Raw genomic sequence first — 18,398 nt, forward strand, 5'->3', positions numbered from 1 at the left:
GAACCAGGGAGTCAACCCCACAGCGCATCCTGATGCCCTCGCTGCTCTGCTCGCGGCAGCGAGGGCATGAGCGTCAAACGGCGCGGGCTGTGGGTAACTGCGCGAGCCACTTCGTCACCTCGGTCAGATGCTCGGGCTGCAGTCCGAGATGTGGGTCGGGCTGAACGATCAGTGTCGGCGTTCCGCCGGCGGTACGCTCCGCCGCCCAGTCGTGGTCGAGGCTGGTGAAGTCGTCGTCGATCCAGACGGCGGGGGCGTCTGCCAGCCAGACGTCGACGTGTTCGCGTTTCCAGAGGTAGCCGTCGGGGTGACTGGTGGTGATCTGGAGTCGAGGCAGGTCGAGGTAAGGGAAGTCGGGCAGCCCCAGGAGAGGGCCAATGATCGTGGTGGCGTCCTTGCGCCAGCTCGTGCACCACACAGGGGTGACGATCCCGCTGGTCAGGAGGTCGGCGAGAATGCCGCCCTGACTCGGGTCGAGCCAGATGGGCACGGGGTCGTCGGGGCGCCGGCCGGTAGGCAGGACGGTGTGACGGACGTGGGTGGGCGGGGTGCTCCCGTCGGCGGCCGGGAACGGTATGAGGACGCCGTCGATGTCGAGAAGCAGGTAGGGCAGGGTCATCGGTGCCTCCGTCGGTCAGCGTTTACGGGCGGTGATCAGGAGGGTGGTGGGCCACGGGTCACGGTGCGGGTGCCGCAGCTCCACCGTCGAGGTGATCCGCAGGCCGGTCCTGGAGAGGTGGGCTTCCCAGCGGCGGGCGTCGAACTCCCATCGAACGAGGGGCAATCGGGTGCGGTCGGGCATGGTGACGTAGTCCTCGCGCGGACGGTCGTCCGTGGATGGATGTCTTCCGGCCCGTGCCGGGTGAGGGACGGAGAAGGCCAGGACACCGCCAGGCTTCAGGCGTCGGGAAACGGCAGCGAGGAGGAGCTCGGGGGCGACGAGGCCGACGGCGCCGAAGACGGAGTAGATCGCGTCGAAGGTCTGGCTGGTGGCTTGCAGGTGGTGCAGTGCGTGGCCGGCGGCGAAGGTGGCGCCGTCGATGTGGCCGTAGTGGGAGCGGGCACGGCGTACTTGGAGGCCGACCAGGTCCACGCCGGTGACGCGGGCCTGGTGGTGCTTCGCAAGGTGGGCCACGTTGTGGCCGGGGCCGCAGCCCAGCTCCAGGACGCGTTTTCCGCACAGGTCCTGGCCCAGGATCTCGGCGCCGGGACCGATGCTGGCATGGGTGCTCCATTCCATCCGGGTCGGTGCAGTGAGGGCGTGCGCGGGAGCTGCGGCTGTGCGCTGGGCTGCGTGGGCGTACCAGGGGGAGACCTGGGCGAGCACCTAGACCTCCAGGAGTCGGACCACGTCATTGAGGTGGCGGCGGACGACGGGGATGTACGCGGGGTCCTTGGCCGGGTCGTTGATCCAGCGGATGGCCTGTTCCATGAACCACTCCACGGCCCACATGCGGTGCCAGCCCAAGGCCCACGCCTCTGCGGCCAGTCCGCCCCGCGCGGCGAGGGCGTCCTCATGACCGCCTGCGGTGACGTACTGCTCCAGGAACACCCGCATGCGGAAGGGGCTCGGCACGTCGGTGGTGCCGTGGTACGAGGCGAGGTCGATCAGGCCGGGGCCGGTGAAGGCGCGGGCGAAGTCGAGGAGGTGCCAGCCGTTCTCCCCGATGTGGACGCTCGTGGGGTGGAACTCGGAGTGGACCCAGCCGAAGGGGTCGAGCGTCGCACCCTGGACACGGGCCTCGGCTGCGGCGGAGATCTTCCCCAGCGTGGTCTCGATGTCGTCGCAGTCCGCCCAGCGGTCAACTTTCCGCAGCCGTTGGAGGTGATCGAGGGCTCGGCCGGGCAGGGCTGCGAGGCCCGCCCCGTCGAGGAGGGGCAGACCGCCCGCGGGGCGGGCGGCGTGGAGCATGACGGCGGCGGCGACACCGTCGAGGTCGTCGGCGTCCCGTACAGGGGTGCCGAGGTCGTCCATGAGTATCCCGAGCCACTTGTCCTGCATGGCGGTGGCGTGGAGCGCGGGGACCGGGAGCTGGTGCTGGTGGGCCATCCGCAGGACCTGGGCCTCGCGATCGAAGGGCTCCTTGGCGTACTTGAAAACGGCTGTGGTGCCGTCGGGGAAGGTGACGCGTTCGACGCCGGACATGCCCCAGACGCGAATCTCGGTACGTTCGGGGAGGGGCTTGCCGATGAGAGCGCACAGGTCGTTCAGCAGGGTGGCGGACAGGCGCTGGGCCATGGGGGTCTCCAGGGACTGGTGGGCTCCGGGGCGGGCGCGCGCGAGCTGGCCCGCCCCGGAGCCGTACTGGGGGTGGGTTACTCGGCTGCGGTCACGCGGTGGGCGTAGACCTGCTCGATCCAGCCCGCCTTGAACTCGGCCAGGTCGTCTCGGAAGTTCGCCATCGAGGCACCGTAGGGCGCGACGACGCCGCCGGACTGGTCCGGCACGGACTGGCAGCCGTGCACGAGCCGGCCGCCGAGCGCGGCATGGGCCTTGATGGCCTCGATCCGGCGGTGCTCGTTGAACCAGCCGCCGTGGTAGACCTCGTCCAGCATTTCGCCCGTCGCGTCGTCCAGGTCGAAGACGACGGACGTGGCGGCGGGGAAGAACCAGCACGGGCCGACGTTGGAGATGTGCCCGTCCAGCTCGACTTTGTTGAGCGCCATCAGCGTGGCCGCCTCACGGAGCATCCTCAGGTGCTCGACGGTGATCTGCGGGAGGCCGAGGCCGGCCAGGTGCTCCTCGCGGAAGAGGTACGAGTACACCTCGTACGCCGTCGCCAGCACGCGGGCCGCGTCGGAGGTGGACTCGCCGTGGTTCTTGATGAAGTCAAGCGCGAGCTGCTCGACCGCGCTCTCGGTCGTCTCGTCCACGTCGAGGAGCTGAGTCTTGATCAGCTCCCAGTCGGCGACGAGCCAGGTGTTCGACTCGAAGCGGAAGAAGTACTCGGCCGGGTCGATGGTGATGCGCCGGCCGTCGACCTGAATGCCGGGCAGGCGGTTCCAGCGCGGGTCGAAGGCGTCGGGCAGCTCGACCGTGATGGTTGCGGTGTCGATGGTGGTCACCGTGTCTCCGTCTCTGATCGTCCGGGGCGAGGCATAGGAATGCCCGAACCCGTTGGGGCGTACGGAACTTGGGAGCCGCCCGGCCCGCGATGCCGTGAGTGGGGCGGCTGTCGATAAGTGAACCGCCCGCTACGCAGAGTGGGTACGGTGTGAGCGAGGTCAAGCGGTATACACGGTTTACGGATACGGAGCGGAGGCGATCGTGCCGGCACCGACCAGCGCCAACTCCCGCCTGCGCGACACGATCAACGCCGTCGGGTGCACGTACGAGGCACTCGCCAGGGACGTACGCCGGATCGCTGCCGAGAACGGCGAACTGCTCCAGACCAACAAGTCGGCCATCTCCCACTGGGTGGGCGGTGCCCGCACGCCGTCCGGCAGGGCCGGCCAGTACCTTGCCGAAGCCCTCTCCCGGCGGCTGGGCCGGGTCGTCACTCGAACCGAGCTCGGCCTCCACTCACCCGATACGGAGTCGCCACCGGACACCGACCCCGTCACCGCGGTCACCGACCTCGGCCGCGCGGATGTCGAGCGCCGCCGCTTCCTCGCCATCGCCGCTTTCACCACGGCCGGCGTGGCCATGCCGCTCCTGCACGACCACGAGGCCACCTCGCGGATGCTCCGCGCCCGCACCGCCCGTTCCCTCGTCGGCAGCGACGACATCGACGTCGTACGGCAGATCACGGCGGCCTTCAGCGCCGCCGACGAACGCCTCGGCGGCGGCCACGGCCTCACCACAGTCACCGCCTACCTCGCCGACACGGCAGCCCCCATGCTGCGCGGCCTCTTCCCCACAGAAGCCTTACGCCAAGCCGCCTTCGGCGCCGTCGCCGAACTCGCCTACCTCGCAGGCTGGAAGCACCACGACCTCGGCCACGAAGGCGCTGCCCAGCGCTACTACCAGGTCGGCTACCAACTTGCATGCGAAGCCGACCCCCACGGCCACGCCGCATGGATGATGCGCGCCCTCGCCCATCAATCCCTCAGCCTCAAGCAACCCCACCACTGCGTCGACCTCGTCAAAGGCGCCCTCACCCGCGGCCTCGGCCACGTCGACGGCCAGACGGAAGCGCTCCTCCACATCACGCACGCCCGCGCCTACGCAGCCGTCGGCGAGAACCCATTGGCCGCTCGTGCTCTGCTCGCCGCCGAAGACGCCCTCCTGCGCGAGGACGGTCCCCAGCCCAGCTTCTCCCGCGTCAGCGGCCCCGCCGCCGGCACCGTGGCCAGCCACACCGCCCGCACGCTGACCGACCTCGCCGACCACATCGGCACGGAACAACAGCACCGCGACGCGCTCACCCGCTGGGACCCGGAGAAGTACAAGCGCGTCCACGCACTCACCCACGCCGACCTCGGCGACAGTCTCGCCGCTCAGGCCCGCGCCGACGAAGCAGTCGCCGCCTGGACCCAGGCCCTGGTCTTCATGGAGGGCATGACCTCAGACCGCACCCGCAAAGCGATCATCTCGATCCGCTCCACCCTCGCTATCTATCAGCGTCGCAAGGTCCCCGGCGCGGCCGAACTCGCCCGCTGGGCAAGGGAAGCACTGACCTAAGCTACCGACAATCAGCGGACGAAAGGACACCAGCCGTGGCAGACCCGCTCCCGCCCGCGCTCGACTCGATGACCCTGCTCGTCGCCGCCGTCATCGTCCACGACAAAGCCACCAACCGCGTGGTCCTCCTCCAACGCGGCGAGAATGCCAAGTTCGCCAAAGGCATGTGGGACCTCCCGGTCGGCAAGAGCGAACCGGGCGAGCCAATCACGGAAACCGCAGTCCGCGAGCTCTACGAGGAGACCGGTCTGACCGTGAAACCGGAGGCGCTTAAGGTCGCCCACATCATCCACAGCGCGTACGGAGTCGAATCCCCCAACGGTTTCCTCACCGTCGTCTTCGCGGCCCACGAATGGACCGGCGAACCGGAGAACCGCGAGCCGCGCAAACACGCCCAGGCTCGATGGGTAGACGCCCACGCCGTCCCTGAGGAGTTTGTGGAGACCACAGCAAGCGCCCTTCACCGGTACCTCACGGGAGGACCGGAGATCTCCCTCGACGGCTGGCGGTATCAATAGCAGCGTCTTACGGTCACCACACCATCGAAGTCCGTCTTCTACGCTCTTAGCCAGGGGCATCACCCACAGCCCTGCTCCGCAGCACTGCACACCTGCTAGGTCGCCGCGCGGCGACCTCTCGGTTCCTCCGCGCGGCAGGGTTCAATTCCCACCTGACGATCTACTCCTTGTGCGGTCGCGGCACGGTGAGCACCACTGGACGAAGGGGAACTGAGAGATGCGAATCGCCTGCGTCCGCAAGTCGGACAGTACGTCGACTCTTCCCCTCTTTATCCCTTAGGGCTATGGCGTCACCGCAGCCGCCTGAATTGCCGCGCGGATCCGAAGGTCCACGGTTCCGTCCTGCGCCAAGCCGGAAAAGTGTTGTGCAGAGCGCGGGTGATCTCGCAGAACGGAACCTATAAGCTGCGCTGCCTGGCCTGACAGTGAGCGCAGCCAGGGCGCGATTCGATCTTGGGCACTCCACTGATCCCATGCGGCATCCCAGGTGCACATCGTGCGGGCTGCCTCTTCGAGGAGGTCCCAGTCGTCCTTGGCTGCGGCGAAATTCGCGATGGCGTGAAGCCATACAGCGACTCGGCCAGCTTCAGCGAACTGGACCCGTCGCGTTGCTTGGCCATGAGCATGGTCGGCCATGGCCTTGAAGATGCGACCACTGGCTCGTGGGTCGCGGGACAGCCAAGGGCCTGCCTGTTCGGCGGATAGAGCTATAAGCGCGCGGACATACAGTTCATAGTCTTCGGGGTGGTCTGCGATCAGTTCGAGCAGGGACCCCACGGCCGCTGGATCGCCGGCGCGCGTCCGTTCCAACAGGCGCTTCGCTTGTTCAGTCGGAGGCTCCGCTGGCTCGGTAAGCTGGCGATTGATCAAGTCTCGGAGGCTTTGGATGCTCTGCACCCTTTGGTGAGGATCGGCGTGTGTAGCAATTCGGGTGATGTTCCTCCACGGACCTGGAGGAGGGGAAAGCGGCATGTTCATCTGCGGATAATCGCCGGTAAGCGCCCAGGCAATGACCCGCCCGATGCCGTAGATGTCGGCTGCTGCCGTGGCCTCGTGTGCATCAACGAAGAGTTCAGGCGCTGCGAAGCCTTCCGTGCCAAGCTCGAAGCGAGTACGCCCTTCCTGCGTGGTCTGACCTCGCGGCCGTCGGACGATTCCCCAGTCCGCGAGAGTCCATTGGTTATCCAGCAGAAGGATGTTGGACGGTTTCACGTCGCGGTGTAGCCAGTCGTGTGCATGAGCAAGTTCCAGTACATCCATCAGCGCCTCGACCAGAGCTCGCAACTGCACAGGGTCGCTCAGGTTGTCGCGCCGTTGCTCTGCGGTAGCCTGCGCCATCGGCATGACCAGCCACCCATCTACAGGGTTGGAGTCGAGGATGGGCATGTAGTGCGCGTGCTGGCCAAGCAGCTGAGAGATTTCAATCTCTCGCCTCATCCGAGCGGCGGGGGTGTCTCGCTGCGATGTTCTCCGCTTGAAGGCGACTTCGACGTCGGTTGGCTTGTGAACGGCTCGGAAGATCTGCGCCTGTCCACCCTCCTCTTTGGGGAGGCGATCGAGACGATAGTCCCTCCGCTCCCCGCGGGCCTGAGCACGGACCAGATCATATGGGTTGAGGGCAGCATCCTTGGCTGCAGAGACACGGATGCGTGCCGTCTGGGGCGGGGCCATAGGCCGGGCCTGTACTGGAATACGTTGCCCACCGTAAATGGCGTGACCGCTGATCGAGTCTACGGGCATCAGCGCATAGCCATCGCGGACCAACAGGGAATTAAAGAGTTCTAGCAGCTTTCGCAGTTCTGCTTCGTCAATCCGCACTACAGGGTGGAGCATTTCAGAGAGGAAGCGCAGGAGAACCGAGTCTGGACCGCTCCTCAATCCGAATCGTTCGTCAGTAAATACCCAGTCCAGTTCCCAGTCATCGTTGTTGGCGCGATGCTGGTAGATGTCACCTTCGGCCGTTTTGAAACGGGAGTCGTAGCTTTCGAACGCGTTCAGATTGAAAATGCGCTTGAGGAACTCAGCCTCCTCTAGCCTGCCAGCCCAGTCGGTACCCTGAAGCCGCAGGGTGTCGAAGAGTCGCATGCGGGTGACTTCGGTAATGCGGGCCGACTTGCCGTCGCCTATAAGTGTGTCTTGCGGCTGGAAGAGCGTTGACTCTTGGCCTCCTCCCAACGCCTGCCGCCAGTTCATGTCCGGGGCATGGAGGGCTGGCCTAACCAGGATTTGATTGACGGCAGGTCGGCCATTCTGAGCGGCCACCTCAGCGATCGTGGGCAGCAAGTGGTCCAAGACCTCATCGTCAAAGCTGGGAGTGTCTACTGCGTCGATGTAGAGGATGGCGGCCCAGTAGTAATCGTTCCAGTTACTGGATGTCGTGTAGCCGTCCTCTGTCTGCTCGAATTCCAGCCTTTCAACTGCGCGTAGCAGTTCCGTCGCCCCGATATTCGAGCGAGCAGCAAAAATCGCGGCAGCCTGCGCCAATACACGCTCTCCGAGTTGCTCCCGCCCGCTGTTCATCGCCCACTTCCCCCTCGCACGCACAGTCGGACATGGTCCGCGCTTACGTCAGCAATTCCTATTCGATCAGGCACGGCAGACCCGCCCCCCTACATCACGCCATCCGCTCAGAACGATAAGACGGCTATCGTAGACCCGATGGAACCAGGGAGAGGAAGCCTGATCTTCGCGCAAGTGAGCGAACTGAGGATGGAGCTCATCTTCGAACTGACGGCTACAGAGAGCGGCTCCGGCAGCGCCAGCTCAGACGACTGTAGTTGTGGGGCGGCTCTTGACCGCAGCGCCGCAGCTCACGCCAGGTGCTCGATTGTGACGTCATCCCACTGCTGTGCGAGATAATCCGCGACCAACCGGCGGTGGCAATGCTGCGCATTGTCCTCGCTACAGAGCAGGACTGCGTTGTCGAACACCTCTCGCCGGATGGTTTCCTCAATCTGACGAGCCTTTATCAATTCGAGGAATCGTTCTTCGTAGGCCGCCCATCCGATATCCCGCTTCTTGTAGGCGTCGAGCATCTCCTTGGTCGGCGCCAACTCGGTACGGTGAGCGTACTGCGCACCGCAGATCTCACCCAGGAAGTACCTAAGATCATCACGCTTGGCGAAACCGGATAGTTGTGAGACGTTGTTGAGTCGAACATCGACCAGCGCTGTCACTCCAACTTCGCGCAATAGCCCGAAAAACTTTTCGGCAGACTTCTTCGTGAACCCAATGGTGTAGAGTTTCATCTTTCTGGTGTCCCGTCGATGCGAAGCTCCTCGTTAACATACGCGATCCGTTGTTCCTGACGGTCGAGAGCTTCTTGGAGGCGCTCGACCGAGGTCCGGAAAAGATCTTCCTGATCCAGCCCGAAATTAGCCATCAGGCGTCGCATGGCCGAGGCATGGTCCTCGATATGCCCGTCACCATGAATGTGTTCGACAGTGATCCCGTCCCCTTCGAGGACTCGCGCGACGAGCACGCAACGATGACAGTCGAGTGGTTCCTGTTCGGTGCACATGACAGCGACTCGCTCGCTCTGCGAACCGTTCCGCAGGCGCTTGATGCCGCTCTCGAAATCCGAGGTCCGGGCAAGAAGGTCGTACCGCACCCGTCCGTCGACATAGCAGGTGAGGTCTCCGGTACGCGCGCCCAGTTCCTTTCCCAGGAAGACGTACTTAATATCGACGTCGGACAGGATACGCTCCACAGCGTATCGATTGAACTGGGGCGTGAATCGACTGACGGGCATCGACCGCACATCGGCGACTGCAGTGATTCCATGCTTCTGCAGTAGACTCAGGAAACCTGAGCTGCTGTGCGTGGAATGGCCGATAGTGAATACTGTATGAGGTGTCATCGCCTGCTGCCTGTTTAGATATTCGCTCGTTCGATAATGGCTGCCACTAATTTGTAGACGTAGCCTTCAAACGGTTCACCCAGGCTCACCGTAAGGAAGGATTCACCCAGTTCGTAGACCCCTTCCGGTTTGGCCATATATTCCAGCTCATATTGGGGATCGGTCACCCGCAGTATATATTCATGTGCCTTGTAAGAGAAGCGGGCACGTAGGACCCGCTTCTGATCACCGAACATCGCCCCGGGGACATGTAGCTGTAACGTCAGGTCGGTGACGCGTATCAGCTTAAGCGAGTCCGAAAGAGTGACAGTTTCTTCAATCGGGATGTGGTCATTATTTCCATGATAGGTACTGGACCCGTTGACCCACAGTGTGCTGGGGCGCTGCTCCAAGCTCAGTAATCCTCTCCACCCAACCCTGCCGGTCTTCTTCCAGTAGTAATCGGGGTCAAGGAGCCAATTCTCGATCTGGAAGTTGTGCGACTGTGGCCGAAGAAGTGGCACCGAGACAATATCGAGAACATTCGGGTCGGTTCCATCTTCGTACTGCCTTTCGCGGGCGGAGACTTCGCGGTTCAGGCGAGCGCTGACTGGGCGTACCCACTCTCCTGAATCGTCGTCAACCATGCCTGCAACACACCGGCCCGAAAGCTTGCGGGAATTTGCGAGACACACGAGTGTCTTTATCAGTGCCATGCGTACCCCCCAAAAAAATCTGATACAGCGACTTCCTGCGGGACGAAAGCGCGGCGCACCTACACGAAGCGATGACGAGCGCAATGGATTGTCAGTTCCGCGAGTCATCCAAGAGCCTACGACGGGGGTACGACACCCGTCTGCCGTTCAGGCTAGCGCGATGTTCAAACCAGATCATGGTGCGCTTCGCCCCCAGGCCGGCTGGCTAGCGCCACACGGGGCAGCCGACGACTAGGTGTTGGGCGGTGTTTCGGCGTAGTCGCATGACGCTCGGTTCCTGGTAGCCCGTCAGGTCAGGCGCGAGGCCGGAACGTGACACGCATGGCTTCCAAGATCATGAACTTCTCGACGCCCGGTGACCCGAGTGGAAGACCGTGCCCTGCCGACGCTTCATCGCCGACCCCGCCAATCCTTGACCAGCTCCGCTAGCACGCCGAGGTCGTACATTTCCGAGGAGGTCACGAGCTTTCTGAAGCGGTTGGCCAAGGCGCCCGCCACCGCGTGCGCGGTCCTGGCTGGGGCGACCTCGCTGCTGGTGGCGAGGTCCTCCCTCCGGGGACATCACGCAACAAAGCCAGCTCGGCCGTACGGCAAGGCCCGCCGCCGCGCTGAGCAGTGCGGCATCGAGTGGCGACGCTGCCGAGGAGATTCCGAAAAAGGCCCACTCCTTCTGTGCCAACACCCCGCTCCAGGATTAAGGCCACTGCTGCTCCGGCGGCAGAGCGCCGCAGCAGCAGTCCGCACGCAGTCCGCAAGACACCCGATCAAGACCGTCACACTCCATCGCCAGCCAACAGCAAAAGGCCAGGTCAGCAACCCGCAGAAAAGATCCCCGCAGGTCACCGACCCGGCCCATTACTAGGAGACCAAGAAGGCCTGATCTCCGGTTGGGCCGCCTGACCCGCGATATCGCGGGTCGCGTCGCTCGTACCTGACCGCACCCGGTCCGCGGGGCGCCGATGACGGCGTCCGTCGCGGACCGGGTGCGGTTTTTTGCCAGTATGAGCATGGAGGCACAGAAGCGCCGCGGATCCGTGGATTCCCTGCGATCAGCTGAACAGGCCTGCCTCCAGTGGGACCTTCGACGCGCGTAAACGCGACACCACCGAGCACACCGGCAGCCACGCCGGTCGACTCCACAATTCCCCCGCTCGTCGACGTGGCGCCGATACCCCGAGCGGACGGACGGATTCTCGTCAAAGTGACATGCTGGAGGCTTCGCTGAAGCAAGGGAGTTGGGCTCATGCGGTGGACCGTCCATGGCGAGCGACAGATCTACAACACCCGTGGGTGAACCTCTGGCTAGTGGACGTCCAGCAGCCTGACGGCCGGCGGTGGGAACACCCTGCGTGCGGATGCGGCACTTGGCCGTAGCAGCCGTGGTCGACGACCAAAAGCGTGTGCTGATGATGTGGCGGCACCGGTTCATCACCGATACCTGGGGCTGGGAGCTTCCGATGGGCCTCATCGAGACCGACGAGACCCCCGAGCAGACTGCCGCTCGCGAGGTGGAGGAGGAGACCGGGTGGCGGGTGGAGAACGTCAAGCCGCTGGTTTACGCGCAACCCGCGAACGGCATCACAGATTCCGAGCACTTCGTCTTCCGCGCCGAGGCCGCCTCATATGCAGGCCCGCCTACCGAGTTGAACGAGTCAGACCGGATCGAGTGGATTCCGATCTCGGAGGTCCGCGGCATGATCGACCGCCGCGAGGTCGTCAGCAGTGGCAGCCTGGTCGGTCTGCTGTATCTGCTGCTGGACGAGACGACCGGCAGTTCCTCATAAGGGTCAGCCGAGGGCTTCACGCAGACGTTGCTCGAAGGCGAGGACGGGGGCTTCGCGTGCGTAGGGCAGCATTCGGCGGTGAAGTTCCTGGACGTGGCCGCTCACTCGTGGCGAATCAATGACAGCGGCGAGGTCGAGGGCGAGGCCGGCGCTGGTGCATGCCTCGTCGAGTTTGCCCAGCCGGAGCTGGGCGCTGGCCAGCCAGTAGGCGTGAAAGGCCCGGCCTCGCTGTTGGTCGGCATCTTCTCGACGTAAGCCCTCAATGATGAGGGGTTCGGCGCGGGCCGGTTCGCCGATCACCCCCGGCCGTGACGCCGCCGAACTCATCGCACCGGCGGGCCGTTCCCCGGCAGCCCGTCAGTGCCGGGGCGCGGGGGCGCCCCGGTGCGGGAGGCGGCGCGAGAGGACGGCGCGGACGCCCTTGACACCGTCGAGGCCGAGGGCGCGCTTGGGGAGGTAGTGCACGACCAGGAGGTACGGGGCGGGCGTGAGCAGGACGAACCCGTCGACGGTCTCCACGTATCCGCCGAAGCTCCCCCAGCCCCGCCGGGTCTCCATGTCGGTGCAGGAGAGGCGCACCCCCTCGTCGGTGTCCGCCACCGTCACCGTCCAGGCGCCCAGCGCGGCCCCGGTCCGGGTCTGGCGGGCGGCCAGGGCCCGAGTCCGGGCGAAGAGGCCGAGAACGCCTCCGACGAACACCGTCAACCCGGCCCAGGGACTGTCCGCGAGCAGCCACGCCGCCGCGCCGATCAGCACCGGCACGTACAGGGCCTTCAGCCGGCCCTTCGGGCCCCGCATGCGGCCGACCCCGCGGAACGCGTCCGTCCAGTCCGCCCGCCCCAGCTCGAAGCGGAACACGACGGAGGCCCCGGTGGCGTTCGTGTCGGCCGCCGCCCTGTGCGCGTCTGTCATGTCCTCATCCCATCGTCGCGAGCCGTGATCGTAGCGGGCCGTCCGGGGCCGCCGACAAGGCGCACCCACCGGGCGAAGCGGTCACCAACGACTCGTGCCGTCGCCCCGGTTCACGCCTGCCACTACCCTCCCGGACATGACAAATCAAGGGCGCAGTCCCGGAGCCGTCCTGTGCATCGTCGTGGCCATGATCAGCCTGCTCACTGCAGTGATCCTTTCCGCGATCGCGCTGGACGCGGCCTCCAAGGTGTCGGGGAAGGCATTCGACGATTCCAGCAGCGCGTCGATCCACTTCGAGGAATCCCGGTGCGATGCGGATCGCGACGACCCGCTGGACCGGCCGTTCATGAAGTGCCTCTCCGAGTACGAGGCCGCCAACCAGCAGGGCTCGGTGCTCTGGGAGAGGGAGATCGCGAAGCGGCAGGCCGCCATCCAGACGAAGGGCAACCTGGCGGTCATCTTCGGCCTGGCCGCTGTGACCTTCGCGGTCTGCGGCATGGGCGCCGGCCGAGCCCGCCGCCCCGAGCCGCAGACCACCAACGGGCCCGGGGCGTAGACGGGTTCCGGGGCCCTCACACGGATGAGGGCCCCGTCCTCGGAACCGTGCAACCCGTCCACGGAGCCGTTTGACCCGCCCTCAGAGCCGTGTGACCCGCCCGCACCGGTCGCCGCCGTCCTCGGGCACGCGTTCCTCCATGGAGGTGTCCCGCTCGTACAGGTCCTTCGCGGCGCCCTCCAGGGATCCGTCGCGGGTCGCGCGGTCGGCGGCGAACTCCGGGACGTAGTAGCCGGTGTGGTTGGCACAGCCGCCGTTGGCGGCGTCCGTGCGGAAGACGATGAGCGAGAACGTCCCGGGCTCGATCTGCACCTTGGCCGGGTCCTCCCAGCTCATGACCGTTTCGCGGCGGACGACGGTCCGGGCCACCTCGTCGCTGTCGCCGTCCGCGCGGACGACCGGGTAGACGTACGTCACGTCGGCCGTGACGTCGACCGCGCCGCTCTTGCCCTCGCGGTACGTGATCCGCCCCAGGGTGCGGACGATGTCGTCGACCACGCGGAACCGGGCCGGGTCGAACCGGCTGAAGAGGTGCAGCGGGTCGTTGTCGGCGCTCGGCGCGGACAGCGCGGTCTTCGCATAGCTCTGCACGTCCTTCTGGTGCGGGTTGAGCAGCGCGAGCGCCTTCGCCGGACGCTCACCGCGCAGGACGCCGGGATCGATGCCCGTGGCGGCCAGGAAGTCCCGGGACCGGACCAGCGCCTTCGCCACCTCCGCCTCGCTCATCCAGCCCGTGGCCCCGTGTGCGCCCTCCCGCTCGTCCGGCCGACGGCGGACCGGTACCGGCCGGTCAATCCTTTTCGGCCAAATCTCATAAGAAACTCCGAGCCATCGGGCCTTCCACCCGGGGCTTCACGCCTGAGGGAGTCACAGAAAGCGCATTTCACAAGTAGTACGTGTACACATCAATCACCCTTTCGCGAGCGCCTCGATTACCCGCACCTATCGCCAGGCAAACACTCTCCGGCATACCTCTGCCCCGACCTCCCACCACCTTTGAGGTGTACTGCGGCGACATGTCCAACTTCGACATCTGCGCAGGTGGGGGCGCAATAACTCCACATAGTCCCGCGCACGTTCACATAGGCTGCGCCTGCTTCTCCGACCCCCGGAGCGGCATGGAATGTCCGAGGTGATGGGTGTGCACGGCATACGTAGATGGGGGCCGACGACAGCAGCACTGGCGCTGCTGGCCGGAGTCTTCCAAGGAATCGCGGCTTCCCCGGCCGCAGCGGAATTCGACTGCTTTCGGGACACGTGCTCGGGAAAGGACCCCATTGCGATGGGGTGCGACAAGGACGCAGAAATTCTACAACAGGCGACCATGCCGGACGAGTCGGTCTCGGTACGGCTGCTCTGGTCGCCGATGTGTCAGGGCGTATGGGCAAAGGTCTCACGCGATCTCGATACGTCGCCCGCCTCCGTATATCTGACCCTGTGGACGACACGCGATCCCGACGGCGGCGTTCAGGCCGGTGACAGCCCGGCCGTTCTCGGCAGCGGCGTGGCAGGCGCCTACACCAAGATGCAGAACTGGAAAAAGACAACGGCGAAGGCGTGCTGGAACGACGTCGATAACGCGTTTGACCCCGCGCCGACGAAGTACACCATCCAGAGCCCCGCCAAGGAGAACGACTGGCCGGTCGACGCGAGCATGGCCGTCCTGCACGGCAGCTGCACGCAATGGATGTGAGGAGCATCATGCGGAAAAGACGTCTCATACGCCACTTGTCCATGAATCCACTGATGATCATGAGCGTGGTGGCGGCATCCGCCGCGCTGGTCCCGCTGGCTTCCGCGGATCCCGCACCGGCCCCCACCGCCGCGGAGAACACGACGCGCATGTTCTCCGCGCCCGGCAAGGACCTCGGGGCGGACTACACCTCATCGGCCGACGAGATCGTGCAGGCCACCGGCGACGCCGAAGGGCTTCACATCCTTTCGGCGCGGGAGAGCGACGGGTTCTCCTTCTACGAGGTCGCCCGGCTCAAGCGCAAGGAACTGTCCGACGTCGGCCCGTGGACGGGCTACGTCTGCACCACCGGCTCGGGGAACTACGCGGCGGCCGTCTACGCCCCGTCGGTCTGGTCCAACAAGCCCGGTGCCTACGCCGACGGCGCGTTCGCCGCGGTGATCCGGCTGTCGGACGGCAAGGTCACCGAGATTCCCGACGGAGTGCAGCTCGCCTACTTCTCGCCGGGCTGCGGCGCGGGCGACGACGTGGCGTTCACCTCCAGTTCCGCCACGGACACGTCGGCCGGCCGGACCACGGTGATCTCGGTCGACGCGACCAGCGGAGCGGTCTCCTCCCGCCGCACCGTCGACGGCTTCCTGACGCACGTCACCCCCACCGGGAAGGGCACCGTCGGCGTCCTCTCCGGCAACCTGGTCGACCTCAAGGACGACGGGAGGACGAAGCTGTCCGCCCGTAAGCTCTCCAAGGTGCCCGGCCCCATGTTCGCGCTGGCCGCCTCGGCGAACGGCGCCGTGGACATCGGCACGGTCAACGGCGGGAAGAGCGTCATCTCCCGCTTCGACGGCAAGAAGTTCACCGAGCTGGGCCGCGCGCCCAAGGGCAAGGTGAAGCTGCTGCGCACGGCCGAGGGCGACGCGGTCGTCGGTGACGTGAAGGCCATCGACACCGGCAAGGCCCCGGGGCTCGCCAAGCACGCCGTGGACGGCCGGGTGGCCGGGATCTCGCGCCTCGGTCATCTGGTGACCCACTCGGTGTTCTCCGAGCAGATGAAGGGCGTCACCGAGGGCGTCGGCTCGTCCGCGGCCAAGGGCGCCGGATCCCTCACCGTCAAGGCGACCGCGTTGAGGACGGGCACGCAGGCCACCACGCTCGTGGACGCCGACCGCAAGCGGCCGAAGTCGGACGCGACGCTGCCGATGGGCCCGGCCGCGTTCGCCATGTCCGATGACGACGATCCGGCCAACTGCGGTGAGGGCGGCCCTGAGACCCAGTGCCTTTCCGGGCTCGGCGCGGCCGTCATCGGCAAGATCCCGCGCATGGAGACCCCCTGCATCGTCAAGCGCAACGACCCCAAGCGGCAGGCTCTCCAGGCCAGCGCCAACCAGGTCGAGTGGGCGGTCGACCAGGCGGTCCACGGCAGGCTGACCCTCTCGCGTCCGGCGGACTGGCACGACACCGGCCTCGGCTCCTACACCCCGCAGAGTCTGTTCCCCAAGCCGGTCCTGACCGGCGGAGGCGAGATTCCCGCGCAGGTCATGCTGGGCATCCTCGCCCAGGAGTCCAACTTCAAGCAGGCGTCCTGGCACTCCATGAACGGTGACTCGGGCAACGTCACCCGGTCCGACTGGCTCGGGAACGGGAACGGCATCCACGGCTACCCCGACGTGACCGCGGCCGACTGCGGCTACGGCATCGCCCAGGTCACGACCGGTATGGACTCGGCGTACCCGGACCAGCTGGACACCCTGCACGCGGGCGCCGTCACCACGGACTACGCGGCGAACATCGCCGCCGGTCTGCGCATCCTGGGCGAGAAGTGGAACCAGCTCAAGGATCTGGGCATGAACGCCAACAGCGGCAGCGCGACCTACATCGAGAACTGGTACATGGCGCTCTGGGGCTACAACTCCGGCGTCTACACCGTCGGGGCCAACGCCGGACTGGGCTTCTTCAACAACCCGATCAACCCGACCTACCCGGCCGACCGCGACCCGTTCCTGCGCTACAACTACGACGACGCGTCCCGCCCCGGCGAGTGGAACTACCCCGAGAAGATCCTCGGCTGGGCGGAGAACCCCCAGCGGACCTGGAACAACGAAGAGTCCTACGTCCGGCCCGACATGCCGCTGTCCGTCCTCAAGACGCCCCCGTACGGCGCCTTCTGCGACGCGTCCAACGCGTGCGACCCGGCCGCGGCCGACCCGTGCCCGAGCTGGAACAACCTGTGCTACTGGGGCAAGAGCGCGGAGTGGATCGGCTCACAGAGCGGCAGCAACTCCAGTACCGAGAATCTCCGTTACTCGCTCGGCGCGTCGGAACCCGAGTTGCAGAGCAAGTACGACCACGGCAACTGCTTCGACTGGCCGAACGGCAATCCCAACGCCATCGTCATCGATGACCTCGGAGAGCACGAGGACACCTACGACTGCGGGGACTTCGAGGCGGCCTGGGACGGCAAGTTCACCCTCCAGTCCGGTGACAACTTCACCATGCAGAGGGAAGACAGCAGCTACCGCGCGACCCCCTACATCGGCAACATCGACCTGCACCAGCTCGGCGCCGGGTACGACCACCACGTGTACTTCACGCACAGCTACCCCTACGGGGAGATCTTCCACAAGGTCACCGGCCGGTGGCAGATCAACCCGAAGCTGCTTCCGTCCGGCGACGAGCCCGGCAACCGCTACCGGGTCTTCGTCCACCTGCCGAGCCACGGCGCCGAAGCGACCATCGGGTACGACTTCATCCCGGGCGAGAACACGGTCGGCGCCGAGTCCGACCACTGCAGCATCAACCAGGGAACTCGCAGTGCGGGCCAGGAGACCTGGGTCGAGATGGGCACCTTCACCTTCTGGAAGGGCGGCCGGATCGAACTGGACAACATCCAGAAGGGTGCCACCGGGGACGGCAACGTGGTGTTCGACGCGGTCGGCTTCATTCCGGCCACCTTCGCCGACCCCGGCATCTGCGGCCTCAACGACGGCGGCCTGTGATGCGGACCGTCCTCCGCGTTCCCGTCGTGCTGATGGCCCTCGCCATCGGTGCGGCGGGGGTGGTCTCCTGTGGCAGCAGCACCCCTGAGAAGACGGCGGCGTCCGCGCCGACGACGGCGTCCGGGCAACCGACGGCCGCAGCGGCCAAGACCGCCGCCAAGCCGTCCGCGACGCCGGACCTGACGCCTGCCAGCGCCCTGCCGAAGCACGCGGTGGCCGGAAAGGACCGTCCCAGCATCGGCGCGGGGGTCACGATGGCCGCCGGATACACCGGGAAGGACTACCTCTCCCGGCTCGCCAAGAACTGGAGTCTGGACCTGGGCAAACCCGTCAAGCAGGAAATGCCCAACGGGAAGATGAGAACGTACATCCACGGACGCGGCACAACGGGAAAGGGCACCGGGACAACGGTGTCGGCCGGATTCGCCGACCACACGAACCTGTCGTCCCTGCTGTGCGGGACCGGCACGGACCAGCCCGGCGCTCTCGACTTCCTCTCGGCCTGCACCGGACTGGACGTGGCGGGAATCGATCACGCCAAGGCGTCCTCCTGGGTCGAACAGGCCAAGAGGGAAACCGACTCCCTGTACAAGGAGCGGGCCGCCGAGACCAAGAACAAGAAGGAGTACGTCGTCAGCGGAGTGCTCACCTCGGGCCCCGTGGTGATGGTCCTGCACCGGACGTACGACACCTATTCGCTGCGCATCCTCGGACACGCGGCGGCCTAACGAGCAAATGACCGGAAACGGGAGGCCCTGCCC

General features: G+C 65.9%; 17 protein-coding genes and 1 pseudogene. 7 read left to right on the forward strand and 11 right to left on the reverse strand.

What is annotated here, in order from left to right:
• Window positions 1–73 precede the first annotated feature (73 nt).
• The 4 genes from OG912_RS08830 to OG912_RS08845 all read right to left on the reverse strand — a co-directional run bounded on the left by OG912_RS08830 (window position 74) and on the right by OG912_RS08845 (window position 3,066).
• The gene (locus OG912_RS08830; RefSeq protein WP_327708879.1) at window positions 74–619 is read right to left on the reverse strand and encodes an HAD domain-containing protein; all 546 of its coding nucleotides are present in this window, start codon (window positions 617–619) and stop codon (window positions 74–76) included.
• 15 nt (window positions 620–634) lie between these two features.
• Window positions 635–1,327: an SAM-dependent methyltransferase gene (locus OG912_RS08835; protein ID WP_327708880.1), complete on the reverse strand. Its 693-nt coding sequence runs from the start codon at window positions 1,325–1,327 to the stop codon at window positions 635–637.
• Window positions 1,328–2,239 (reverse strand): aminoglycoside phosphotransferase family protein, encoded by a 912-nt coding sequence (locus tag OG912_RS08840; protein ID WP_327708881.1) that lies wholly within the window; start codon window positions 2,237–2,239, stop codon window positions 1,328–1,330.
• A gap of 77 nt (window positions 2,240–2,316) precedes the next feature.
• Window positions 2,317–3,066, reverse strand: coding sequence for a hypothetical protein (locus OG912_RS08845; protein ID WP_327708882.1), 750 nt, complete (start codon window positions 3,064–3,066; stop codon window positions 2,317–2,319).
• Window positions 3,067–3,268: 202 nt separating this feature from the next.
• Here OG912_RS08845 and OG912_RS08850 point away from each other — a divergent pair, with 202 nt between their 5' ends.
• Together OG912_RS08850 and OG912_RS08855 are read left to right on the forward strand one after the other, a co-directional pair.
• Complete coding sequence (locus OG912_RS08850) at window positions 3,269–4,624, forward strand: tetratricopeptide repeat protein (RefSeq protein WP_327708883.1); 1,356 nt, start codon at window positions 3,269–3,271, stop codon at window positions 4,622–4,624.
• A 68-nt stretch (window positions 4,625–4,692) separates the two neighbouring features.
• Entirely contained in the window at window positions 4,693–5,142 is a 450-nt protein-coding gene (locus tag OG912_RS08855) for an NUDIX domain-containing protein (protein ID WP_327713377.1), read from the forward strand.
• Between the two features lie 282 nt (window positions 5,143–5,424).
• Here OG912_RS08855 and OG912_RS08860 read toward each other — a convergent pair whose 3' ends face one another.
• From OG912_RS08860 to OG912_RS08875, 4 genes are all read right to left on the reverse strand, one after another.
• Window positions 5,425–7,662 (reverse strand): protein kinase domain-containing protein, encoded by a 2,238-nt coding sequence (locus OG912_RS08860; protein WP_327708884.1) that lies wholly within the window; start codon window positions 7,660–7,662, stop codon window positions 5,425–5,427.
• A 290-nt stretch (window positions 7,663–7,952) separates the two neighbouring features.
• Complete coding sequence (locus tag OG912_RS08865) at window positions 7,953–8,390, reverse strand: DUF488 domain-containing protein (RefSeq protein WP_327708885.1); 438 nt, start codon at window positions 8,388–8,390, stop codon at window positions 7,953–7,955.
• On the reverse strand, window positions 8,387–9,001 hold the full coding sequence (locus OG912_RS40040; protein WP_356088347.1) for a DUF488 domain-containing protein: 615 nt from the start codon (window positions 8,999–9,001) through the stop codon (window positions 8,387–8,389). Before OG912_RS40040 ends, OG912_RS08865 begins: the two co-directional genes overlap by 4 nt.
• A 14-nt stretch (window positions 9,002–9,015) precedes the next feature.
• Window positions 9,016–9,804 carry a dual OB domain-containing protein gene (locus OG912_RS08875; RefSeq protein WP_443060961.1) on the reverse strand — a complete coding sequence of 263 codons (789 nt, stop codon included), beginning with the start codon at window positions 9,802–9,804 and terminating at the stop codon, window positions 9,016–9,018.
• A gap of 1,135 nt (window positions 9,805–10,939) precedes the next feature.
• On the opposite strand from OG912_RS08875, the pseudogene OG912_RS08880 reads away from it, so the two are divergent.
• A pseudogene (locus OG912_RS08880) lies at window positions 10,940–11,480 on the forward strand (NUDIX hydrolase).
• Between the two features lie 3 nt (window positions 11,481–11,483).
• On the opposite strand, the gene OG912_RS08885 reads toward OG912_RS08880, so the two are convergent.
• Together OG912_RS08885 and OG912_RS08890 are read right to left on the reverse strand one after the other, a co-directional pair.
• Entirely contained in the window at window positions 11,484–11,780 is a 297-nt protein-coding gene (locus tag OG912_RS08885) for a hypothetical protein (RefSeq protein WP_327708888.1), read from the reverse strand.
• Window positions 11,781–11,837: 57 nt separating this feature from the next.
• Complete coding sequence (locus tag OG912_RS08890) at window positions 11,838–12,392, reverse strand: hypothetical protein (RefSeq protein ID WP_327708889.1); 555 nt, start codon at window positions 12,390–12,392, stop codon at window positions 11,838–11,840.
• A 136-nt stretch (window positions 12,393–12,528) separates the two neighbouring features.
• Here OG912_RS08890 and OG912_RS08895 point away from each other — a divergent pair, with 136 nt between their 5' ends.
• Entirely contained in the window at window positions 12,529–12,948 is a 420-nt protein-coding gene (locus OG912_RS08895) for a hypothetical protein (RefSeq protein ID WP_327708890.1), read from the forward strand.
• Between the two features lie 81 nt (window positions 12,949–13,029).
• On the opposite strand, the gene OG912_RS08900 is transcribed toward OG912_RS08895, so the two are convergent.
• Complete coding sequence (locus OG912_RS08900) at window positions 13,030–13,674, reverse strand: hypothetical protein (protein ID WP_327708891.1); 645 nt, start codon at window positions 13,672–13,674, stop codon at window positions 13,030–13,032.
• Window positions 13,675–14,071: 397 nt separating this feature from the next.
• Between OG912_RS08900 and OG912_RS08905 the strand changes: the two genes are divergently transcribed.
• Genes OG912_RS08905 through OG912_RS08915 form a run of 3 tightly spaced genes read left to right on the forward strand, consistent with a single transcriptional unit; the run spans window position 14,072 to window position 18,365 of the window.
• A complete protein-coding gene (locus OG912_RS08905; RefSeq protein ID WP_327708892.1) occupies window positions 14,072–14,641 on the forward strand; it encodes a DUF2690 domain-containing protein in 570 nt (189 codons plus the stop codon).
• 41 nt (window positions 14,642–14,682) lie between these two features.
• A complete protein-coding gene (locus OG912_RS08910) occupies window positions 14,683–17,637 on the forward strand; it encodes a hypothetical protein (protein ID WP_327708893.1) in 2,955 nt (984 codons plus the stop codon).
• Window positions 17,637–18,365: a hypothetical protein gene (locus OG912_RS08915; RefSeq protein ID WP_327708894.1), complete on the forward strand. Its 729-nt coding sequence runs from the start codon at window positions 17,637–17,639 to the stop codon at window positions 18,363–18,365. Before OG912_RS08910 ends, OG912_RS08915 begins: the two co-directional genes overlap by 1 nt.
• Window positions 18,366–18,398: the final 33 nt, after the last annotated feature.

The organism is Streptomyces sp. NBC_00464 (assembly GCF_036013915.1).
Taxonomy (GTDB): domain Bacteria; phylum Actinomycetota; class Actinomycetes; order Streptomycetales; family Streptomycetaceae; genus Streptomyces.